Origin of the sequence: Trichocoleus sp. AS-A1 (assembly GCF_039962015.1) — a bacterium.
GTDB lineage: Bacteria > Cyanobacteriota > Cyanobacteriia > Cyanobacteriales > FACHB-T130 > FACHB-T130.
Window position 1 is genome coordinate 187,398 of sequence record NZ_JAMPKG010000003.1, and the last position, 20,350, is coordinate 207,747.

The 20,350-nt window shown below is 43.8% G+C and carries 13 protein-coding genes and 3 CRISPR repeat arrays; of the genes, 8 read left to right on the forward strand and 5 right to left on the reverse strand.

Going from position 1 to position 20,350, the window contains the following annotated elements; all coding sequences use genetic code 11:
• Positions 1–38 precede the first annotated feature (38 nt).
• Genes cas5d through cas2 form a run of 5 tightly spaced genes read left to right on the forward strand, consistent with a single transcriptional unit; the run spans position 39 to position 3,489 of the window.
• Positions 39–815: a type I-D CRISPR-associated protein Cas5/Csc1 gene (cas5d, locus tag NC994_RS04165; protein WP_190434441.1), complete on the forward strand. Its 777-nt coding sequence runs from the start codon at positions 39–41 to the stop codon at positions 813–815.
• Entirely contained in the window at positions 784–1,611 is an 828-nt protein-coding gene (gene cas6 / locus NC994_RS04170; protein ID WP_190434443.1) for a CRISPR system precrRNA processing endoribonuclease RAMP protein Cas6, read from the forward strand. Before cas5d ends, cas6 (NC994_RS04170) begins: the two co-directional genes overlap by 32 nt.
• 16 nt (positions 1,612–1,627) lie before the next feature.
• On the forward strand, positions 1,628–2,206 hold the full coding sequence (cas4, locus tag NC994_RS04175) for a CRISPR-associated protein Cas4 (protein ID WP_190434445.1): 579 nt from the start codon (positions 1,628–1,630) through the stop codon (positions 2,204–2,206).
• A 9-nt stretch (positions 2,207–2,215) separates the two neighbouring features.
• On the forward strand, positions 2,216–3,193 hold the full coding sequence (cas1d, locus tag NC994_RS04180; RefSeq protein ID WP_190434447.1) for a type I-D CRISPR-associated endonuclease Cas1d: 978 nt from the start codon (positions 2,216–2,218) through the stop codon (positions 3,191–3,193).
• Positions 3,190–3,489, forward strand: coding sequence for a CRISPR-associated endonuclease Cas2 (gene cas2, locus NC994_RS04185; protein WP_190434449.1), 300 nt, complete (start codon positions 3,190–3,192; stop codon positions 3,487–3,489). Before cas1d ends, cas2 begins: the two co-directional genes overlap by 4 nt.
• Positions 3,490–3,696: 207 nt before the next feature.
• Positions 3,697–7,912: direct repeats of the CRISPR family, unit length 37 nt; unit sequence CTTTCAAATTAATGAACCCCGGCAACGGGATTGAAAC.
• A gap of 125 nt (positions 7,913–8,037) precedes the next feature.
• Positions 8,038–12,856: direct repeats of the CRISPR family, unit length 37 nt; unit sequence CTTTCAAATTAATGAACCCCGGCAACGGGATTGAAAC.
• A gap of 240 nt (positions 12,857–13,096) precedes the next feature.
• Here the strand turns inward: cas2 and NC994_RS04190 are convergent.
• Positions 13,097–13,360, reverse strand: a complete 264-nt coding sequence (locus NC994_RS04190) for a helix-turn-helix domain-containing protein (protein WP_190434451.1) — start codon at positions 13,358–13,360, stop codon at positions 13,097–13,099.
• A 106-nt stretch (positions 13,361–13,466) separates the two neighbouring features.
• Here NC994_RS04190 and NC994_RS04195 point away from each other — a divergent pair, with 106 nt between their 5' ends.
• From NC994_RS04195 to NC994_RS04205, 3 genes are all read left to right on the forward strand, one after another.
• Positions 13,467–13,715, forward strand: a complete 249-nt coding sequence (locus tag NC994_RS04195; RefSeq protein ID WP_190434453.1) for a hypothetical protein — start codon at positions 13,467–13,469, stop codon at positions 13,713–13,715.
• A 53-nt stretch (positions 13,716–13,768) separates the two neighbouring features.
• Positions 13,769–14,044 (forward strand): helix-turn-helix domain-containing protein, encoded by a 276-nt coding sequence (locus tag NC994_RS04200; protein ID WP_190434455.1) that lies wholly within the window; start codon positions 13,769–13,771, stop codon positions 14,042–14,044.
• Positions 14,045–14,147: 103 nt separating this feature from the next.
• Positions 14,148–15,458 (forward strand): hypothetical protein, encoded by a 1,311-nt coding sequence (locus tag NC994_RS04205; RefSeq protein WP_190434458.1) that lies wholly within the window; start codon positions 14,148–14,150, stop codon positions 15,456–15,458.
• 321 nt (positions 15,459–15,779) lie between these two features.
• Positions 15,780–16,245: direct repeats of the CRISPR family, unit length 36 nt; unit sequence CTGAGCAACGCCTAACGGCATAAAGCCACGAATCAC.
• Positions 16,246–16,492: 247 nt separating this feature from the next.
• On the opposite strand, the gene cas5 is transcribed toward NC994_RS04205, so the two are convergent.
• From cas5 to cas6 (NC994_RS04225), 4 genes are read right to left on the reverse strand one after another with little or no spacing between them, the layout of a single operon-like run.
• The gene (gene cas5 / locus NC994_RS04210) at positions 16,493–17,131 is read right to left on the reverse strand and encodes a type I-MYXAN CRISPR-associated protein Cas5/Cmx5/DevS (RefSeq protein ID WP_190434461.1); all 639 of its coding nucleotides are present in this window, start codon (positions 17,129–17,131) and stop codon (positions 16,493–16,495) included.
• Positions 17,132–17,139: 8 nt separating this feature from the next.
• Positions 17,140–18,096, reverse strand: a complete 957-nt coding sequence (locus NC994_RS04215) for a CRISPR-associated protein (protein ID WP_190434464.1) — start codon at positions 18,094–18,096, stop codon at positions 17,140–17,142.
• Complete coding sequence (gene cas8a1 / locus NC994_RS04220) at positions 18,074–19,666, reverse strand: type I-MYXAN CRISPR-associated Cas8a1/Cmx1 (RefSeq protein WP_190434466.1); 1,593 nt, start codon at positions 19,664–19,666, stop codon at positions 18,074–18,076. Before cas8a1 ends, NC994_RS04215 begins: the two co-directional genes overlap by 23 nt.
• Positions 19,667–19,668: 2 nt before the next feature.
• Positions 19,669–20,331, reverse strand: coding sequence for a type I-MYXAN CRISPR-associated protein Cas6/Cmx6 (cas6, locus tag NC994_RS04225; protein WP_190434468.1), 663 nt, complete (start codon positions 20,329–20,331; stop codon positions 19,669–19,671).
• Positions 20,332–20,350: the final 19 nt, after the last annotated feature.

Consider the following 20,350-nt stretch of genomic DNA (forward strand, 5'->3'; position numbering starts at 1 on the left):
AGATGTCTCCCAGAGAATCCTTTCACAAGAAATGACCAATGACTCTCTACCACTGCACGCTAACGCTCCACGACAACGTGTTTTTTGCCACACGGGAGATGGGTATTCTCTACGAAACCGAAAAGTACCTGCACAATTGGGCAATTAGCTACGCGCTGTTTAAGGTGGAGTACATCCCCCAACCTTATCGCTTGCACGGACAAGCCGCGCAAAAACCTGGGTACTTAGATGCCAACGCTGAGCAAAATCTCCTGTATCTTAATCAGGCAGGAATCTATGTCTTTCCCGCCCAGCCACTGCATTGGTCTTATCAAGTTAATACCTTTAAAGCTGCTCAAGTCGCTTATTACGGCAAGTCCAAACAGTTTGGGGAGAAAGGAGCAGACCGCAATTATCCCATCAATTATGGACGGGCAAAAGAACTCGCAGTTGGCAGTCAATACCGAACCTATATCGTTGCACCTGAACAGCTAAAAATACCCCGTTGGATACGCCTGGGAAAATGGGCAGCGAAAGTTCAAGTTGAAGTGATACCAATTCCTGATTCAGTAATCTCTACCAAGTCCGGAGAGTACATTTGCTCTCATCCATTGAACCCGCTTGATTTACCTGCCAATACCAGACTACTGCTGCACAACCGCATTGTTATGCCACCCGTAAGTCTAGTGAGTCAGGCTCAATTGATGGGTGAGTATTGGGAATCGACGGAGGAAGCTTGGAAGTCACTGCGATCGCAGTGCCCCCAACTACCAGAGCGTATTCGTTTACCAAGGGGAGCATTCTATGGAGCCAGTAATGTCGCTACAGCCTCATAAGCTCGAAACTCTCTACTCCCTAGTTGTAGAGCTAGCGGCTGCCGATAGAGGACACATTCCGCCTACTCTCTCAAGAGCGCTTCACGGCTTGGTGATGAACTGGCTAAACCTGGGAAACCCTCAGATAGCTGAGGAGATTCACAGCAGCCAAGAATCACCTTTGAGTTTATCGAATTTGCTGGGTAGCCGTCGTCCAAGAGGAACGCAGCCAGGGGATAACTTTTACTTCCGAGTCTGCCTTCTTGATGGGAGCCTGATGGAACCGTTGTTGGTGGGCATGGAGAAATGGGGAACGCAACCATTGATTTTAGGTCAATTTGCTTTCGCGCTCCGCAGCATTTACATGCTACCAGGAACACATCGCTTAGCAGGTTCGGCTGACTACAGACTCCTTGCCCATACGCCCCAGACGACAACAGATATCGAATTAAACTTTCTCTCACCCACAAGTTTTAAGCAAAGTCGAGGTATCCAACCTTTTCCCTTACCTGAATTAGTATTTGGTAGCTTGCTTCGACGCTGGAATGCTTTTGCTCCGGAAGAACTGAACTTTCCAGCCGTTGAATGGGAAGGGCTAGTTTCTGCCTACGAATTGAAAACTTACGCTCTCAAAATGGAGGGTGGCTCGGAAATTGGCACTCAAGGATGGGTGCGCTATCGCTTTCCCAATCTAGAACAAGCCAAATTGGCGACAGTCTTAGCGCATTTTGCCTTTTTTTCAGGAGTGGGTCGCAAAACATCAATGGGAATGGGACAGACTCAGCTAGCTACTCATCCTCTTGACAAGGGAAGATAATTTCACGCCACTCAACATGAATGAACAATACAATCTCCCCCTGGCTTATTTGAATGCCTGGGAATATTGTCCGCGTCGCTTTTATCTGGAGTACCAGTTAGGGGAAACAGCCGATAACGAACATATTATTCTTGGTCGTCACCTTCATCGGAATGTGGACTGTGAAGGTCAATCTCTTGAGGGCGATACCCTAGTTTACCGCCAGCAGTGGGTGTGGAGCGATCGCTTGTTGGTCAACGGCATTATTGATGCGGTTGAAGAACGAGACGGTCAACTTGTCCCTCTGGAATACAAAAAGGGTCGGATGGCTCATCATCTCAGCGACCATTTTCAACTTTGTGGAGCGGCTTTGTGCTTGGAGGAGCGCACTGGGCGAACGATTACCTCTGGAGAAATTTTTTACTATGCCAACCGCCGCCGTCAAAAAGTTCCCTTTACGCCCCAGCTTCGTCACGCCACTGAACAAGCCATCCAAGCTGCCCACGCTGCTGTTATCAATTCTATGCCTGCACCGATTGACCATCCCCGAAAATGTCGGGACTGTAGTTTGCAAAATATTTGTCTTCCTAGAGAAATGAAACAACTACGTGCTTAAAGAGGGATTATGTCAGTTCTTTATGTTACCCAGCCTGATGCAGTTTTGAGCAAAACTCATGAAGCGTTCAATGTGGTGCTGAAACAGCCAGATGGTTCGTGGAAAAAACAACCCGTACCAGCTCAAACAGTAGAACAGATAGTCTTGATGGGCAATCCTCAAATTACTGGAGATGCTCTCGTCTATGCTTTGGAATTGGGGATGCCAGTTCATTATCTTTCGGCTTTTGGGAAGTATTTAGGTTCAGCTCTCCCCGGCTATTCTCGTAATGGTCAGCTCAGGCTGGCTCAGTATCAAGTTTATGGAGATGATGGGAGAAGACTAGATTTAGTTAAGGCTATTGTCACCACTAAAATTCACAATCAGTACCAGATTCTCTATCGCTACGGTCAAAAGGATAATCCACTCAAACAGCGCAAACAGTTAGTTAAGGAGCAAACAACCCTCAATGAAGTCCGAGGAATTGAGGGATTATCAGCAAGAGAATATTTCGCTTGTTGGTCAGCTATTTTGGGAGATAAGTGGACATTTACAGGTCGAAATCGTCGTCCACCGACAGACCCAGTTAATGCTCTGTTGAGTTTTGCCTATAGTTTATTGCAAGTCCAGGTAGTGGCAGCGGTACATGTAGCGGGATTAGACCCCTACATTGGCTATTTACACGAAACCACTCGCGGTCAACCAGCGATGGTTTTAGATTTGATGGAAGAATTTCGACCGCTGATTGCGGATAGTCTTATCTTTTCGGTGTTCAGTCACAAAGAGTTGAAGCCTAAAGATTTTACTGAAAGTTTGGGGGCTTACCGTTTGTCAGAGAACGGGCGCAAAACATTCCTTGAAGCCTTTGAGCGGAAGATGAACTCGGAGCTTAAGCATCCTGTTTTTGATTATCGCTGTACCTATCGCCGTGCTGTGGAATTACAAGCTCGGTTGTTGAGCCGCCATTTACAGGAAGGGGTGGTTTACAAACCACTGAGCTTGCGATGAGCAGCCAAACCCTATTTTATTTGGTCGTCTATGACTTACGTGACAATAAGGCAGCAAATAAACGGCGAAAGCGATTGCACGAGCTGCTCTGTGGTTATGGAACTTGGACTCAGTACAGTATTTTTGAGTGTTTTTTAACGGGGATGCAGTTTGCTAAACTCAAAGTCAAGATTGAGAAATTGATTAATCCAATAGAAGACTCCGTGCGGATTTATGTCTTAGATGCAGGTGCTGTGCGAAAGACAATCACCTATGGATCGCAGAAACCTCGACAGGCTGAAACGATCATCTTATGATCGTAGTCAGCGTCAAATCTGACGGGTCAAAGCGGGGGCGAAAATCCTGGGGAGCCGTCAAAACGCTCAGAACCTTGAAAATTAAAGAATTGAGCTTTTTAGGAAATTCCTAACTGTTGCTCGTTACCCCATTTGACAGTTCCAATTTTGGGAGCCGTCAGAATCAGTCCTAGAAATCCCTCCCAGACTGGATTTTAGAGCGCGGGCCTTTCAAATTAATGAACCCCGGCAACGGGATTGAAACACAAAAGGCTTTCTCCTCTCTTGAAGCCAATCTTGACTTTCAAATTAATGAACCCCGGCAACGGGATTGAAACATCAAATGGCAGGCAACCCCATCGGTCGGGCTGTCGCTTTCAAATTAATGAACCCCGGCAACGGGATTGAAACATTAGAGCGCCAGATACTGTAGAGGCTGACACTCTCGCTTTCAAATTAATGAACCCCGGCAACGGGATTGAAACTAGGATTTATCCAATAAATGAATGATAACCGTTTGCCATTCTTTCAAATTAATGAACCCCGGCAACGGGATTGAAACAGTTTTTCGTAAGCTTCATTCAGCTTTTGCATCTTCTTTCAAATTAATGAACCCCGGCAACGGGATTGAAACTCCCCGGCGCTGTAGCTGGAGCGGTTGCCGGGGCAACTTTCAAATTAATGAACCCCGGCAACGGGATTGAAACGTAATTAGCTACTTGCTCCAAGTCAATTCCCTTGGGACTTTCAAATTAATGAACCCCGGCAACGGGATTGAAACCATTTTGATATGTTGTCTTCAGACAAGAATAGGTTTCTTTCAAATTAATGAACCCCGGCAACGGGATTGAAACTGTGCAGATAAACTGCTTTGGGCTGCTGACTTTAAACTTTCAAATTAATGAACCCCGGCAACGGGATTGAAACTTGCGATATTCTTCTCTCTTCCCGATGGCAGCAACACTTTCAAATTAATGAACCCCGGCAACGGGATTGAAACATGCCAGAGTTGTCGCAGATGGCAAGTTTGGAACAGCTTTCAAATTAATGAACCCCGGCAACGGGATTGAAACATTCGGAGAGCCGCCCCTCGCGATAAAAGCCATAAACTTTCAAATTAATGAACCCCGGCAACGGGATTGAAACAACCTCCAATCAAGTTCCCTGAATTCTGGGGCACCTCTTTCAAATTAATGAACCCCGGCAACGGGATTGAAACTATCGGCTTGTATGCTGATGAAAACGCATACCTGACTTTCAAATTAATGAACCCCGGCAACGGGATTGAAACATGGCGACGGCCCCGGTGATGGCGACGGCCCCGGTGCTTTCAAATTAATGAACCCCGGCAACGGGATTGAAACACCCTTGAGCGTTTTCTGGCTCGTAAGTCATCAAGCTTTCAAATTAATGAACCCCGGCAACGGGATTGAAACTTATGGATTATGGGATCGAGATTACATTCAGCCCAGCTTTCAAATTAATGAACCCCGGCAACGGGATTGAAACTTCTCCAGGCTTAGCCTAAAAGAGTTTGCCCTTGGCTTTCAAATTAATGAACCCCGGCAACGGGATTGAAACTTTGCAGTTGCCATTGTTGTTGCCTCTTGGTTTTAAACTTTCAAATTAATGAACCCCGGCAACGGGATTGAAACAAGCCCCGACGAGCATAGAGCTTGCGGCGTGTGTCTCCCACTTTCAAATTAATGAACCCCGGCAACGGGATTGAAACATGACAACAACTGAAAGCGTGAACATCCGGAGAACTTTCAAATTAATGAACCCCGGCAACGGGATTGAAACAGGTTTGGGTAGCGCACGTCGCTGAAGCGCTGGGAGGACTTTCAAATTAATGAACCCCGGCAACGGGATTGAAACATGAGCAAGCTCAACCGTAAGGGCGTCAGTGGGAGGCTTTCAAATTAATGAACCCCGGCAACGGGATTGAAACTAACTGGCTTCTAAGCAGCTATCCGAAAAATTCTCTACTTTCAAATTAATGAACCCCGGCAACGGGATTGAAACACGCTAGGGCCTGACACATAGGAGCCAGTCCAAAGCTTTCAAATTAATGAACCCCGGCAACGGGATTGAAACCTTTTTCAAGCACCCTTTTGTATGGTTACGGGTTTGCTTTCAAATTAATGAACCCCGGCAACGGGATTGAAACTTTAATTTGCGACAAAGTAGCTCAGATCCTCCCCTACTTTCAAATTAATGAACCCCGGCAACGGGATTGAAACAGGAAGCTTTTGGTAGTAGTTTGCTACCTGCTCTACTTTCAAATTAATGAACCCCGGCAACGGGATTGAAACATTGTATTTCCCCGTGGCTCAAAAGGAGCAGGGTCCTTTCAAATTAATGAACCCCGGCAACGGGATTGAAACAGCATCAATGTGGGGGCTGCTGCCTTGCCTGCTGCGCTTTCAAATTAATGAACCCCGGCAACGGGATTGAAACTTAGTGCAAACAGTTATTAATAAGAGGGAAAGGGTTAGCTTTCAAATTAATGAACCCCGGCAACGGGATTGAAACAACCAATACCCATCGGCGGTTATCGATTGCAACGAGCGCTTTCAAATTAATGAACCCCGGCAACGGGATTGAAACCTGAAAACAGCACCACTTGAAAACCACAATGATTGCTTTCAAATTAATGAACCCCGGCAACGGGATTGAAACCCACTTGTGAGCAGGGTGCAGGCTCCGGTTTCATCGGGCTTTCAAATTAATGAACCCCGGCAACGGGATTGAAACGCGCATGGTGACATGGAAGCGATCGCGCCCAGTGTTCTTTCAAATTAATGAACCCCGGCAACGGGATTGAAACCAAATTGTTTCTGGTGCCGTTCCCGCGCTTCTCCAGCTTTCAAATTAATGAACCCCGGCAACGGGATTGAAACTTCCCCCCCTTGATTAGGAGCGATTCCAAGTAATCGGCTTTCAAATTAATGAACCCCGGCAACGGGATTGAAACAAATAATTTCAATTCAGTTAGACGGACGAGGCGAGGGCTTTCAAATTAATGAACCCCGGCAACGGGATTGAAACAAACCTTAGAAGCTTGTCGCGCCAAACTCTTAGAACTTTCAAATTAATGAACCCCGGCAACGGGATTGAAACAAGCTTACTCATCCCGACTTAGGCGGAAACAGTGCCTTTCAAATTAATGAACCCCGGCAACGGGATTGAAACTCGGGCAATTCCGGCACATTGTTTGGCAGTGCGAATTGGCTTTCAAATTAATGAACCCCGGCAACGGGATTGAAACTCCCATGAATTTAACAATGAAGTCCAAAATCACTGCTTTCAAATTAATGAACCCCGGCAACGGGATTGAAACCAGCTCGTTAGCTGTGCTGACAAATTGGATAATCTGCTTTCAAATTAATGAACCCCGGCAACGGGATTGAAACATTTCCAAGCGATATCGCCCGTCGATTACTTGATTTTCTTTCAAATTAATGAACCCCGGCAACGGGATTGAAACAGACTTCTATTCCTGGTAAAAAGAACAAAAAGCAAGTCTTTCAAATTAATGAACCCCGGCAACGGGATTGAAACTGTTGAACATCTGCCAGACCGCTGTAAGAGAGCTGAACTTTCAAATTAATGAACCCCGGCAACGGGATTGAAACTCGCCCTCCCCGACCTCCACAGTCTGCCCTTCCTGACTTTCAAATTAATGAACCCCGGCAACGGGATTGAAACACTCCTCCCTGATTGCAGGCGTAACAAGCCGCATTCAACTTTCAAATTAATGAACCCCGGCAACGGGATTGAAACTTTTCGGAGGAGGGACGACAAATGGCGTCTCGCACTTTCAAATTAATGAACCCCGGCAACGGGATTGAAACATACCCAGTTTTTAAGGAGCGTTTTGACCCTGGAAACTTTCAAATTAATGAACCCCGGCAACGGGATTGAAACTTTTCCCATCCTTGCTTGTACTCTTTGAGCGAAGGTCTTTCAAATTAATGAACCCCGGCAACGGGATTGAAACCAAGGCACGGCTCAATCACCTCGCTGAAAGTTTGCTGCCTTTCAAATTAATGAACCCCGGCAACGGGATTGAAACATATCTAATGATGCTGAAGCAGCACCAGCCAGAACTTTCAAATTAATGAACCCCGGCAACGGGATTGAAACCGATCGCAGTACTGAGTTTCGCCGGGGCATTCGTCGGCTTTCAAATTAATGAACCCCGGCAACGGGATTGAAACAAGCGATAAGCATAAGACTGACACCACAAACAACCCGACTTTCAAATTAATGAACCCCGGCAACGGGATTGAAACACAAGAGAAAGCGATCGCCCCTCGTTGGCTTCTGTCTTTCAAATTAATGAACCCCGGCAACGGGATTGAAACGCCAAAGAGCAGCTCTTGAGCTATCGGAAACCCAAAACTTTCAAATTAATGAACCCCGGCAACGGGATTGAAACAGCGATATCAGGAGTGTTATTCTGCATCCTCATGATCCTTTCAAATGGCGTTGCTGATTTGGTAATGCTATAGCTATTTCACAAGCAGATTCCTTCGTGGAAAAATCATTACTTTTCAGCAACGCCTTTCAAATTAATGAACCCCGGCAACGGGATTGAAACATCGCTCGACTGCGGAAGGAAATCCAAGGCTTGGAGGCTTTCAAATTAATGAACCCCGGCAACGGGATTGAAACAATTCCTCCACATCGCAACCCATAAGGGATCGCATTACTTTCAAATTAATGAACCCCGGCAACGGGATTGAAACGTACTCGTTGCTAGGAGCGGCGCGTGAAATATTTAACCTTTCAAATTAATGAACCCCGGCAACGGGATTGAAACCCTTCCAAGCTTGTAAGTGAAATTTCCAGTACCTCAGCTTTCAAATTAATGAACCCCGGCAACGGGATTGAAACTCTCTTATTCCTCTTTATCCGGCTTGTGTGGTTCTAGCTTTCAAATTAATGAACCCCGGCAACGGGATTGAAACTCTCTTATTCCTCTTTATCCGGCTTGTGTGGTTCTACTTTCAAATTAATGAACCCCGGCAACGGGATTGAAACTCGTCCGCCCCGCCCCCCTCTTGCCCCTAAGCCTGAAGCTTTCAAATTAATGAACCCCGGCAACGGGATTGAAACCTTTCTAATACTTGATGGCTACCTCTATGATCCAAGCTTTCAAATTAATGAACCCCGGCAACGGGATTGAAACCTTTCTAATACTTGATGGCTACCTCTATGATCCAACTTTCAAATTAATGAACCCCGGCAACGGGATTGAAACTTACTATGGCTTTCAACCTTCTGGATGGATGCAAACTTTCAAATTAATGAACCCCGGCAACGGGATTGAAACGCTCCTGCGATGGGGAAAAATATGATGGCAGTTCTAGACTTTCAAATTAATGAACCCCGGCAACGGGATTGAAACGATTGATAAGCGAGGAATAAAGCTAAGGTCATCTGACTTTCAAATTAATGAACCCCGGCAACGGGATTGAAACATGTACTCTAGTCCAGGATCAGGAACATACATTACAACTTTCAAATTAATGAACCCCGGCAACGGGATTGAAACAATGCTTTTATGTCTCGAAAATTGGCAGAAGTACAACTTTCAAATTAATGAACCCCGGCAACGGGATTGAAACATAATAACTTGTAGAGTTGCATATCATTAACCTTATAACTTTCAAATTAATGAACCCCGGCAACGGGATTGAAACATGGCTATAACTCGAAAGATACGGATCTGGAGAGAACTTTCAAATTAATGAACCCCGGCAACGGGATTGAAACACTTGAACTTTTTCATCTTCGTTTAAATTAGAAGTACTTTCAAATTAATGAACCCCGGCAACGGGATTGAAACCATCCCAACTGCTGGCTCAATTGCCAGTAGATACTAACTTTCAAATTAATGAACCCCGGCAACGGGATTGAAACAGTCTCTCGCAAGTAAAGCCACGGCGAATCTCAGAGCTTTCAAATTAATGAACCCCGGCAACGGGATTGAAACGAGTCAAGGGGATGAGCAATCGCGATCGCGGGATTCTAGCTTTCAAATTAATGAACCCCGGCAACGGGATTGAAACAAAAATTTGGCACTGCGCCACGGAAACACCCACTTACTTTCAAATTAATGAACCCCGGCAACGGGATTGAAACTTAAATGGAAATTAATTGGCATTACTGCGCGATGTACTTTCAAATTAATGAACCCCGGCAACGGGATTGAAACATTGTAGGGCTATTCCCCGATTCCAACCTCTTCCTAGACTTTCAAATTAATGAACCCCGGCAACGGGATTGAAACAAGCACTTGACGCTGTTCCTCAACTAATTCTTAACTTTCAAATTAATGAACCCCGGCAACGGGATTGAAACAGAACCCAGGCTCACCTAGTACACTTGTACGCGGTCGCTTTCAAATTAATGAACCCCGGCAACGGGATTGAAACAAGCATTGGATGGGATTCCATCCCTCGTTTTATCGTTTGCTTTCAAATTAATGAACCCCGGCAACGGGATTGAAACTCTTATCTAAAGAGCAATAGTTTTTTAGTAGTCAACTTTCAAATTAATGAACCCCGGCAACGGGATTGAAACTAATTCAAATGACAGGATTTATGCAAGGTACTGGCTTTCAAATTAATGAACCCCGGCAACGGGATTGAAACACTGTAGAGGGAATTACATATAGACCTAAGTAACCTTACTTTCAAATTAATGAACCCCGGCAACGGGATTGAAACGAACCCATCAGCATCACTCCCACCATCACCTCTGCTCTTTCAAATTAATGAACCCCGGCAACGGGATTGAAACCCTGTCAAGGTCTATGTGTTCGCCAAGCGCCAGAGCTTTCAAATTAATGAACCCCGGCAACGGGATTGAAACACATCGAGAACGCCAAGATCGTGACGACCTGGAATCGCTTTCAAATTAATGAACCCCGGCAACGGGATTGAAACCTTACTTTGGTCGGGAGTTCCAACAGCTTGCCAGGCTTTCAAATTAATGAACCCCGGCAACGGGATTGAAACACCCCAAAAAGAAGCCAGTTAAAGTTAGTTATAAGGGCTTTCAAATTAATGAACCCCGGCAACGGGATTGAAACGTGTAAGAGGTGCCAGGATTCCCCACTACCACGAGTAACTTTCAAATTAATGAACCCCGGCAACGGGATTGAAACCAGTTGCATTGCCTGCTTCTTCGGCGGCAGCTTCTCGCTTTCAAATTAATGAACCCCGGCAACGGGATTGAAACTCAACATTATTTTTCAATCCCGTTCAACATGAAGACTTTCAAATTAATGAACCCCGGCAACGGGATTGAAACACGACAGTAGATTAAGTGACAGTAGAAATCCTACAGCTTTCAAATTAATGAACCCCGGCAACGGGATTGAAACCGCTCATAGCAATGCATTAATTGTTCGCCAGTTGCCTTTCAAATTAATGAACCCCGGCAACGGGATTGAAACAGCAGACTCAATGCTCTAAACAGCGCATCTCCAAAACTTTCAAATTAATGAACCCCGGCAACGGGATTGAAACCAGCCAGCGACAGATTGCAAAACGGATCGACGTAAACTTTCAAATTAATGAACCCCGGCAACGGGATTGAAACCTCACTCAAACTACCGCGCAGGTTTTAAGAGCTGCAACTTTCAAATTAATGAACCCCGGCAACGGGATTGAAACGAAACAGACTTTGACGTTATCACCGAATCTATCGCAGAACTTTCAAATTAATGAACCCCGGCAACGGGATTGAAACTTGATGAAGATATTCTTATGGATATCATTGAAGGATACTTTCAAATTAATGAACCCCGGCAACGGGATTGAAACTTACCATGCCTCCCAGTTCTGATGCTTTTACCTGGACTTTCAAATTAATGAACCCCGGCAACGGGATTGAAACCTTGAAAGATGCAAAGCATGGCTCTGAATATTACCCTGACTTTCAAATTAATGAACCCCGGCAACGGGATTGAAACTTCATGAGGCGGTCTGAATTGGTTCCAGGTTTTGAACTTTCAAATTAATGAACCCCGGCAACGGGATTGAAACGCTCTATGGGACTTTTTAAACCGAAGATTCAAGATGCTAACTTTCAAATTAATGAACCCCGGCAACGGGATTGAAACTTGCTTTGCACTGGGATACTGGGGCGGAACTGGCAAGCTTTCAAATTAATGAACCCCGGCAACGGGATTGAAACTTACAGCAACGATCCGAGTAGGTTTTGGGATGTCCTTTCAAATTAATGAACCCCGGCAACGGGATTGAAACTTTGTCATGTGCTTGATTCAAAATCAAATAATCTAATCTTTCAAATTAATGAACCCCGGCAACGGGATTGAAACAGTAGCGATACCCCAAGTCTTCGGCAGCTTGACGGTTGCTTTCAAATTAATGAACCCCGGCAACGGGATTGAAACTGGCAGCGTATGCAATATTCGCCTGCTACGGTGTGCACTTTCAAATTAATGAACCCCGGCAACGGGATTGAAACAATTTCAGCAGTACATCAGGGCGTCCACCATACCTTACTTTCAAATTAATGAACCCCGGCAACGGGATTGAAACAATGAAACAAAAATACGGACGTTTTTAGCGTACATACTTTCAAATTAATGAACCCCGGCAACGGGATTGAAACTTTGCGACGAGCAAGGGCTTGGTTGATTACGTCTTCTTTCAAATTAATGAACCCCGGCAACGGGATTGAAACTTTGCGACGAGCAAGGGCTTGGTTGATTACGTCTTCTTTCAAATTAATGAACCCCGGCAACGGGATTGAAACCAGTATGACGACATCACCTTAGAAGCACCCTACGACCTTTCAAATTAATGAACCCCGGCAACGGGATTGAAACTAGCAATGTTTAAGGTCAGTTTCACCGTTAGCGATCTGGAGCTTTCAAATTAATGAACCCCGGCAACGGGATTGAAACCTCATAATATCCGTAATCCATATCTGCAATCCATTACACTTTCAAATTAATGAACCCCGGCAACGGGATTGAAACACGTAGGCTCGTCCATACACAAGCCGGGTTTCTGTTCTTTCAAATCAATGAATCCTGGCAACGGGATTGAAACTAATTCCCTTCCCTCGTTTTTTCAGCCATTTTTTACTTTCAAATCAATGAATCCTGGCAACGGGATTGAAACAATCGCCAGAGCGGATAAAACTGACCACTCAACCAGCTTTCAAATCAATGAATCCTGGCAACGGGATTGAAACCTTTGTCTACACTCTTGGGGGATTTTGCTTACAACTTTCAAATCAATGAATCCTGGCAACGGGATTGAAACTTTCCAGTACCTTGAGATCGCGCTTTTATGGGTCAATCTTTCAAATCAATGAATCCTGGCAACGGGATTGAAATAGGAGTGAGAGGGCGAGCGCTCACTTCAATGACCTGACAACGTTTCGCTTAGCAATGGAATGATGTAGTTGAGCCAACACCTCTCATGCAGAAAATGTAGAAGTCTGACCGTCAGCAGCTAATCAAGATTTTATAACCACTGCTATCACTCCCCTGAAGCTTCTCGACATTCAAACAGACTCCACCCAGCCAGTTCATCCTATGCTTGGGCGAGCGCCTGCACCCAAGACCCCTAAATAATCAAGAACTGCTCTCTGGTTCATCCTCTACCTCAACACCGTAGTCGGTGAACAGACGAGCCATAGAGATGCCCAGCGCATTAGCTAGCTTCTCAACGTTCTCCAGAGAGGGATTTCGCCCACCTCTCTCAATATCCGAAATGTAGGTTTGATGAAGCTCAGCTCGTTCGGCAAGTTCCTCTTGAGACAAATCCAATTCTCGCCGACGCCGCCTGATGGCTTTCCCAAAGCGATGGTTAATCTCTGATTGTTTTTTTCGACTCACTGCACGATTTTCAAGGAGTGCAGGTTATGAGTCCATAGACAATGAGTATTATTTTATAGACTTTAAGTTATAAAATAAATGCAGCCAGTTCTTGAGGAACTTATCTATGCCTAACATCCCTTCCCAAATCCCACCCTTCGCCGTACCAGAGGACATTCCCGAAATCCTACCTGAGCAACAGTTTCAGCTCGGTGATTCAGTACGCTGGCGTCAAGTTCCTCATCCAGACTTTGGTCGCATCCTCGGCGTTATCTACACCCACTCCTCCAGTTGTATTGCTACTGGACTGCATTACCTAGTTTTACTCGACGAGCAAAGCCCCCCACCATATCACCAGCTACGACTTCGCTTTTGAGCAAGACATCGAACGGCTCAATCAGTCATCTGTAGTTTGAATCAGAGGTCATCATGTCTTCTCAACCGACACGTCAACAAGTTCTAGAGCTGCACAATCAGATGTTTATCTCCCCCCAAGACTTCAGCTACCGTTGGGGATTAGGGTATGAACAATTAGCTCACATCTGCTGTCTTTCCAAATCCACCACTTACCACTGGCTCGGTGGACAAGCAAGCCGTCGAGAAGCTGGTCTTCCATACCAACGAATCATGGCGATGGCTGATTTTCTCCTCACCAATGCCGAACGAGTTCAGCCATTTTTGGAACGCTGGCACACAAGGCAGTAATCCGACAAACTGTTATGGCTTTGCAAATTGACAAAACTTTCTTGACCATCTGAAAAACCAGAGAGTACGGTGCAGTCAGTGTAATCTAGACACCGATTGTTTTATGACCTTTTTCTCCACCCGTAACGGCAATCAACCTTCCTCCACTATCGAGATTATTGGCGACCATATTGTGATTCGCGACTTAGAAATCCGTCACCCAGAGGCAGCTAACTACTTGAGACAATTGCCCCAGTCCCAACAAGAATCTACTCTCCTGAGTTGTGTGGAAATGGGTTTTGCCTGCATCCAATTCGCTCATGCCCGTCAGGATACAGCCTTTGTTGAGCAACGGATGCAAGCTCTACTTTCTGAATTCCAAACAGCCGTAAGCCGCATTGTCCAGTCTTTTGAAGAGGAGTTGGTCAGTCAAATTGGTACGGAAAATGGTCAAGTTTTGGCACCGCTCAAAGGACAAATTAATCAAACCGCAGCAGTGCTTACCGCTCAAGTGGATGGCGTCCGAACTCTGCTAGCACGGGATATTGACCCGCATAAGGAAACTTCCGTTATTGGCAGCGTTCTCAAAACCCTCACCAACCTTCTCAACCCCAAATTATCAGATTCCATCCAGGGGTCGTTTAAGGCAGCACTAGCGAATGTTACAGCAGACAACGGAACTCTAGCCAAAGCTGTAAAGAGTGTAGTCAGTGAAGCAGTAAAGCCCTTAGCGTCGGAAGTAGACAAGCTCCGCCAGGAAATTCGAGACAAACAGGTAACGCAAGCAGCACTTGAGCAGACAACAGCTAAGGGTGCTGCCTATGAAGAAATAGTTTTGGTAGAACTACAGGATTGGTCAAAGATTTGTGGCGCTGAGATTCACCACGTCGCCAAAGAAAATGAGCCAGGTGACATCCTCATCAAGCTCACTCCCAACTCAGTAGCGGCAACTGAAATTTCTATCATCATTGAGGCAAGAAACCGACCTTCTCAACCTTGGGGTCGCAAAATGATTTCCCAGCGATTGACCAAAGCACTAGCAAAGTATGAAGCGAATGCTGGAATTTTCTTGAGTCATTCCCGCCAGGGATTAGCACAAGAAATTGGGGAATGGACACAAGGAACCTGTGAATACGGATTGTGGGTTGCCACCACTCATGAGTTGCTCACGGTTGCCCTTCAGTTTCTAATTGTGCGGCAGCAATTAGCGACTCAACAAAGCTTTAACCCTAAGCTTGACTATGGTGTTATTGAAGCTCAGATTCAGCGCATTCAATCTTCCCTAAATTACATTAGCCAAATTAACTCTCACCTGACGTACTTACAAGAAAACACAGAGGGGATTCGCACAAAAGCCAAGGTGATGAAAGCAGAAATTCACAGTGCCCTTGGCTCAATCAGTGAAAGTCTTCGTGTTGTTTCTCGTGAAACATGAGGGTAAAATCAGCCGCAATTATCTCAACGCCAGCCGAAAAAACGTGCCTGAGCCTAATAGGTTTGAGCTGGTGTCAAATCGCGTGGTAAGAAATTGTATGAAATTAAGATGAAATAGAAGTGGAATGTAACACAAGTTCAGGCGAACGGGAAAAAGTTGATGAGTTGACCGCAAAAGAAATTGAGAAACCCAAGGTTCGAGGACACTGCTTATTCCAAAGAAATTTGGACTTGCACTGAGTACCCTAACCGGATAAATATTTTGATATGCTCTGAGCTGCTTTAGGTGAACTTTTGCTGTTGAAGTTTTGATTTAAAGTTGCTGAGCAACGTCTATAGACATGAAGCCACGAATCACATCAGCACATATCCACTAGCAAAAACGGCTGCAACTGAGCAACGCCTAACGGCATAAAGCCACGAATCACCGCCAGATGGTGTACTTTCTGCCCTCAGAAGATACTGAGCAACGCCTAACGGCATAAAGCCACGAATCACCAAAGTTCCCTTTAACTTTTACGCAAGGAACTAAATACTGAGCAACGCCTAACGGCATAAAGCCACGAATCACCTCTTTCACTGCAATCATCGTTGTTCCGTTATCATCCTGAGCAACGCCTAACGGCATAAAGCCACGAATCACAAAGAGAATGTCGGAAAGAAGTGTCAAATAGGTAATTCTGAGCAACGCCTAACGGCATAAAGCCACGAATCACTCCTTTACATGGTTTAGCGTCTGACAGAGCTGGGAACTGAGCAACGCCTAACGGCATAAAGCCACGAATCACAGCAAAAGGGAAACCCTTTGACTGATAAAGGCTCATTTACAATCTTACAAGCACCTTTGGGATAGAGAACCCAAAAACACAAAACTTACAAAATATCCTTTACCTTCAGCCCCTCAAACCCAGTCCCTATAAACTTTTCCAGAAATAGCAAGCAGGTTTCTCCTTGACTAAATTGCCATACCCCTCACCCTGTAACCCTGTGGGCTATTTTTTTACTTTAAATTCCCTTTTCCATCAGAGATACTTGTCAAATCGGAGATTGAATCATCGTCCACGCCAAATCAGGAGGTGGTGAGCTTGCCATTTCCTCCATCCGATACCTCAAAAATCGGGTATTTCTTGACCCTACATGGTCAACCCAATAGGGTAAGGTTAAACTGCCTTGATTATCCCTAATCGCCCACTGTTTGACTCCCTCTAGATAATCTTCCCTTGCAAGTTTGATCGTTTTAATCAACTGGTCGCTTTCTCCCAAAAACAAACAACCAAACCGTCTTACTAGCTCAGGATGGTCAAACGCGAACTGTATCCTCTCCCTTAAACTTGGTTGTATCTTCTCCCCGTCAGAACGAACCCAAATCAAACACTTCAGATTAGACAAAATTTCTTGATAACAGGGAATAACATTCTCTGGATGGCTAAAATCAGCATTCTTAAACCGTCTCATTTGACGCAAAATTCGTGATTTTTTGGGGGTAGATAACATAGCGATCGCCAATTCTACCCCACAGTGGCGATAGACATCCGTTTCCCCTACCAAAGATAACAACATCCCATACACTGTCGCTGGAGGAGGGACAGGATAGCTTTTTCCCATTTCCCTTGCATGGGACTCCCGAAAAGTCGCAAATGGAACATCCAAATAGAGAATTAATGGTGCAATCATTTTGATTCTTATAATCCCAAATCTCTTTTAATCACTGCTTTCAAAGCTTCAATCAGTTCATTCCGATTACGATAAATATGCGCGTTCTTAAAAGGAGAATTATCAAAATTATCCAATTGCTGTAACTCCTTAACGATTGTTCCCCCAACCCACAATTGATTAGGGTCAATCTGTCCACATTCCACTTCATCTATAAACTCTTCTGTGAATTTTGCTTTCTTACTCTTAGGATCGCAATATTCAAAGCAATAGGAAATATATGAAGCAAAATTAGTTGTCCATTGAAATACTAAACTATCGGGGCAGAAAGGATAATTAAAAATATTACTACTCCCTCCTACTTTAGGCAAATTTATAATTCCATCTATTAGAGGTAAAATCCGCGAAACATCTTTGAGATGAGTAGCATTAATTCCAAAATAATATTGATATCGAGTGGCATGATATTCTGTAAAGTGAAGCGATGTACTATCCTTTTCTCTACCACTTTTTGCCCCTAACTTGACTGCACCATCATAAGGCGTTAACGAAACAGCCATATTCATCCCTAAAGCACCCAGTCGCTGATTAGGAGTGCTGATTTTTGTTGGTTTCTTTTTTCTCTTTGTTGTTGAAGTCTCCTCCTCTGTTTCAGCAGACTCTAATAAAGCAAACCCAAAAATATCATCATCATAAAATTGTTTTGGATCGAAATCTTCACTCGTTAACCGATTAATATGTTCGTCTTCATTCCAAACTCGATTAACTGAATAACCTTGCTTTTGAAGATAAAAACGTAACGCCCAACGAATCGCACTTGAACCTACAAAAGAATGAATATTCCCATTCCAATAGCCTTTTTGCAAAGTAGTCTTATTTCCTCGTCTAATGTCATGATTTAAGGATGCTAAACCGTAACGAGTGAGGACTGTTCCGTAAAGATAATAATTGGGGATATTATTGTTATTCTTCTTCTGACTCATCATTCATTTCTCCTGGTTTTTGATTGTTTGGGAATGAACTATCATCCCCATTTTCGGGTTTATCTTTAGGTTTATAACTGGCAATCGCGAACAATGACCAAATTCTTAGTTTTTGCCAAGGTGAATTTTTAATTAGTAGTAAAATCTCTTCTTGATGCTCATTAAAATACTTATTTATTCCCCCTCTTACTAAAAAGTCGGACAAATATTCCTGAAACGACAATTCATCATAGCAATAGTTTATCTCTGCCCTTAATCGTTCAACTTTCTTCTTAATTGGAGACTCTTTTCCTTCTTCTGCTTTGACATCCTCTGTTTTGGCATACGTTTTAGCAAAGTTGCCCCTCATCGCTTGCTGAAATACCTTAGTAAAAATAAGATACTGCTTGTCTTCTTCACTCTTTTCTGCCATTATTGTAAATCCTTCTCGATTGAAAAATAACTGGTTAAATAAATATCCTTTTGAATCCTCTATCACCAATTTTTCCCAAAAGTTAGACCACCAATGGATTTCTTTTACTAAATTATCAGCAATTAGGGAGCGAATCAAATTCACCTTAATAAAAATTTGCTTGGGTTTAATCTTCTGATAATTGGTTTGAAAGTATTTTTGAACCTGTTGATAAGTGATTAAAGTATTCTGATAAATTTTAATTTCTTCTATACTCATTAATGTCCTTTGACGAGAAGTTTGATTCATTTTTTCATATAACCAAACTTGACAAGCTTGATAGTAGTCGCCTTCAGGCTGAATATCGTCTAAGCTGTAATAAAGTAATCCTGCTTCACCAAGGCTACCAACATGAAGCTGTTTAGCTTCTAATTGCTGTAATCGCCATCTTCTTTGAGAAGCATCTTCAAAATCCTTGATTTCTGGGATCACCACTAGGTAGCGATGGGGTTTCTTTTCCTTCAAGTCTTCTGATGGAATATGAAGTAAGCAATAATGGCAAACTACTGGTACAAATAGTAATGCTAAGGCGTATTCAGGTTTCTCTTCCAGTTTTGTAGTATTCTGCGTCCTAGCATGGCGGACAATTCCCCCTAAATACAACCAACTGGTTATTTGAACATAATCCTGTCTGAGTTGTTGGGTATTTGCCTCACATAACTTCTCTGCAAAAGTTTGATGTGCGTACCAATTTAGGGATTTGTATTGATACTCAACTTTTTTTTCTTCAACCTTTAGTTCAGTGTTAACTATCTCTCCCGCTTGATAAAACTTATTAAGACGCAGGAAAACAGCGCATATTCCCTCATGAATATGGATTTTCTGCCTTAAATCTATTCCATCATTGTCTAATCCTCTTAAATTAATTAAACCTGTATCATCTAATTGAAAAGACTCCTTAATTAACCAAGATAGGGCGACAAAATCACTTCCTTGCCAGAATAATTCAATCGTATCAACAGTCAAAAACCATGATATGTGTCCTCCACGTTGATGAGATGAGGGATATTGCTTTTCTAATCGCTTTAAAGTCATGTAAAGTCCCGTCATTCCAGCGCGGTGCATTATTGTCGTATCCGCAGCTTCGAGAGATAGGGAAATTTTGGGTTGGGTAGTAACCACGATCAGGTTTCCTCTTCTTCCTTGCTGCGAGTCGCTGGAACAAATATTCCACACATCATCTTTCGTTTCCCGCCAATGCCCTGTTCTTGCAACGTTAAGGAATCTTCTGAGTTGAGTTCGCTGATTTTTACGCCAAATCCTCTAACTTTAAACTGTTTCCCTTCTTTATTGATGGTTAATTGCCTTCGTTGAGGTGTTCCATCTTGTCGGGTAAGAAGTTCAATTTTCCCTTGTATTTCTAAATTATCCAGTTGCCGTTGAACAGCTTCAATAAAGTTAGTAGGGTCTTGAAACCCTTTAATTATCACTAATCTGGAATAAACGCTTTCTGAAGAAGTTAACAGTTTGTAGTCGGGAATATCTAGTTGATAACAATGTTGACCTATTTGAAAAGCTTGACCAGCTAAATAAGCATAAATCAAAGGAATTTGTTGATGATGAATCCGAATTTTTAGGCGAGATTGAGCAGTGAGTTCAAGGAAATTGTTGCTGGTCGGTATTCCGGCAATCGGATGAATTCCAATAGAGTCTAGTTCATGAAGGGGAGGACAAATACGGGACAAAGCAGAATAGATAGGATAACCATTATCAAGAGGGATGGGTGAGCCTCTTAGTTTAAACGTTAGGTCTACATATTCTTCGCTGTTAATGAATTTGGCTGTCATAGATATTTCATTAAAATAA

Coding starts and splice junctions, on each gene's coding strand:
- cas5d (WP_190434441.1), top strand. CDS start 39: ATGACTCTCTACCACTGCACGCTAACGCTCCACGACAACGTGTTTTTT.
- cas6 (WP_190434443.1), top strand. CDS start 784: ATGGAGCCAGTAATGTCGCTACAGCCTCATAAGCTCGAAACTCTCTAC.
- cas4 (WP_190434445.1), top strand. CDS start 1,628: ATGAATGAACAATACAATCTCCCCCTGGCTTATTTGAATGCCTGGGAA.
- cas1d (WP_190434447.1), top strand. CDS start 2,216: ATGTCAGTTCTTTATGTTACCCAGCCTGATGCAGTTTTGAGCAAAACT.
- cas2 (WP_190434449.1), top strand. CDS start 3,190: ATGAGCAGCCAAACCCTATTTTATTTGGTCGTCTATGACTTACGTGAC.
- NC994_RS04195 (WP_190434453.1), top strand. CDS start 13,467: ATGCCTAACATCCCTTCCCAAATCCCACCCTTCGCCGTACCAGAGGAC.
- NC994_RS04200 (WP_190434455.1), top strand. CDS start 13,769: ATGTCTTCTCAACCGACACGTCAACAAGTTCTAGAGCTGCACAATCAG.
- NC994_RS04205 (WP_190434458.1), top strand. CDS start 14,148: ATGACCTTTTTCTCCACCCGTAACGGCAATCAACCTTCCTCCACTATC.
- cas5 (WP_190434461.1), bottom strand. CDS start 17,131: ATGATTGCACCATTAATTCTCTATTTGGATGTTCCATTTGCGACTTTT.
- NC994_RS04215 (WP_190434464.1), bottom strand. CDS start 18,096: ATGATGAGTCAGAAGAAGAATAACAATAATATCCCCAATTATTATCTT.
- cas6 (WP_190434468.1), bottom strand. CDS start 20,331: ATGACAGCCAAATTCATTAACAGCGAAGAATATGTAGACCTAACGTTT.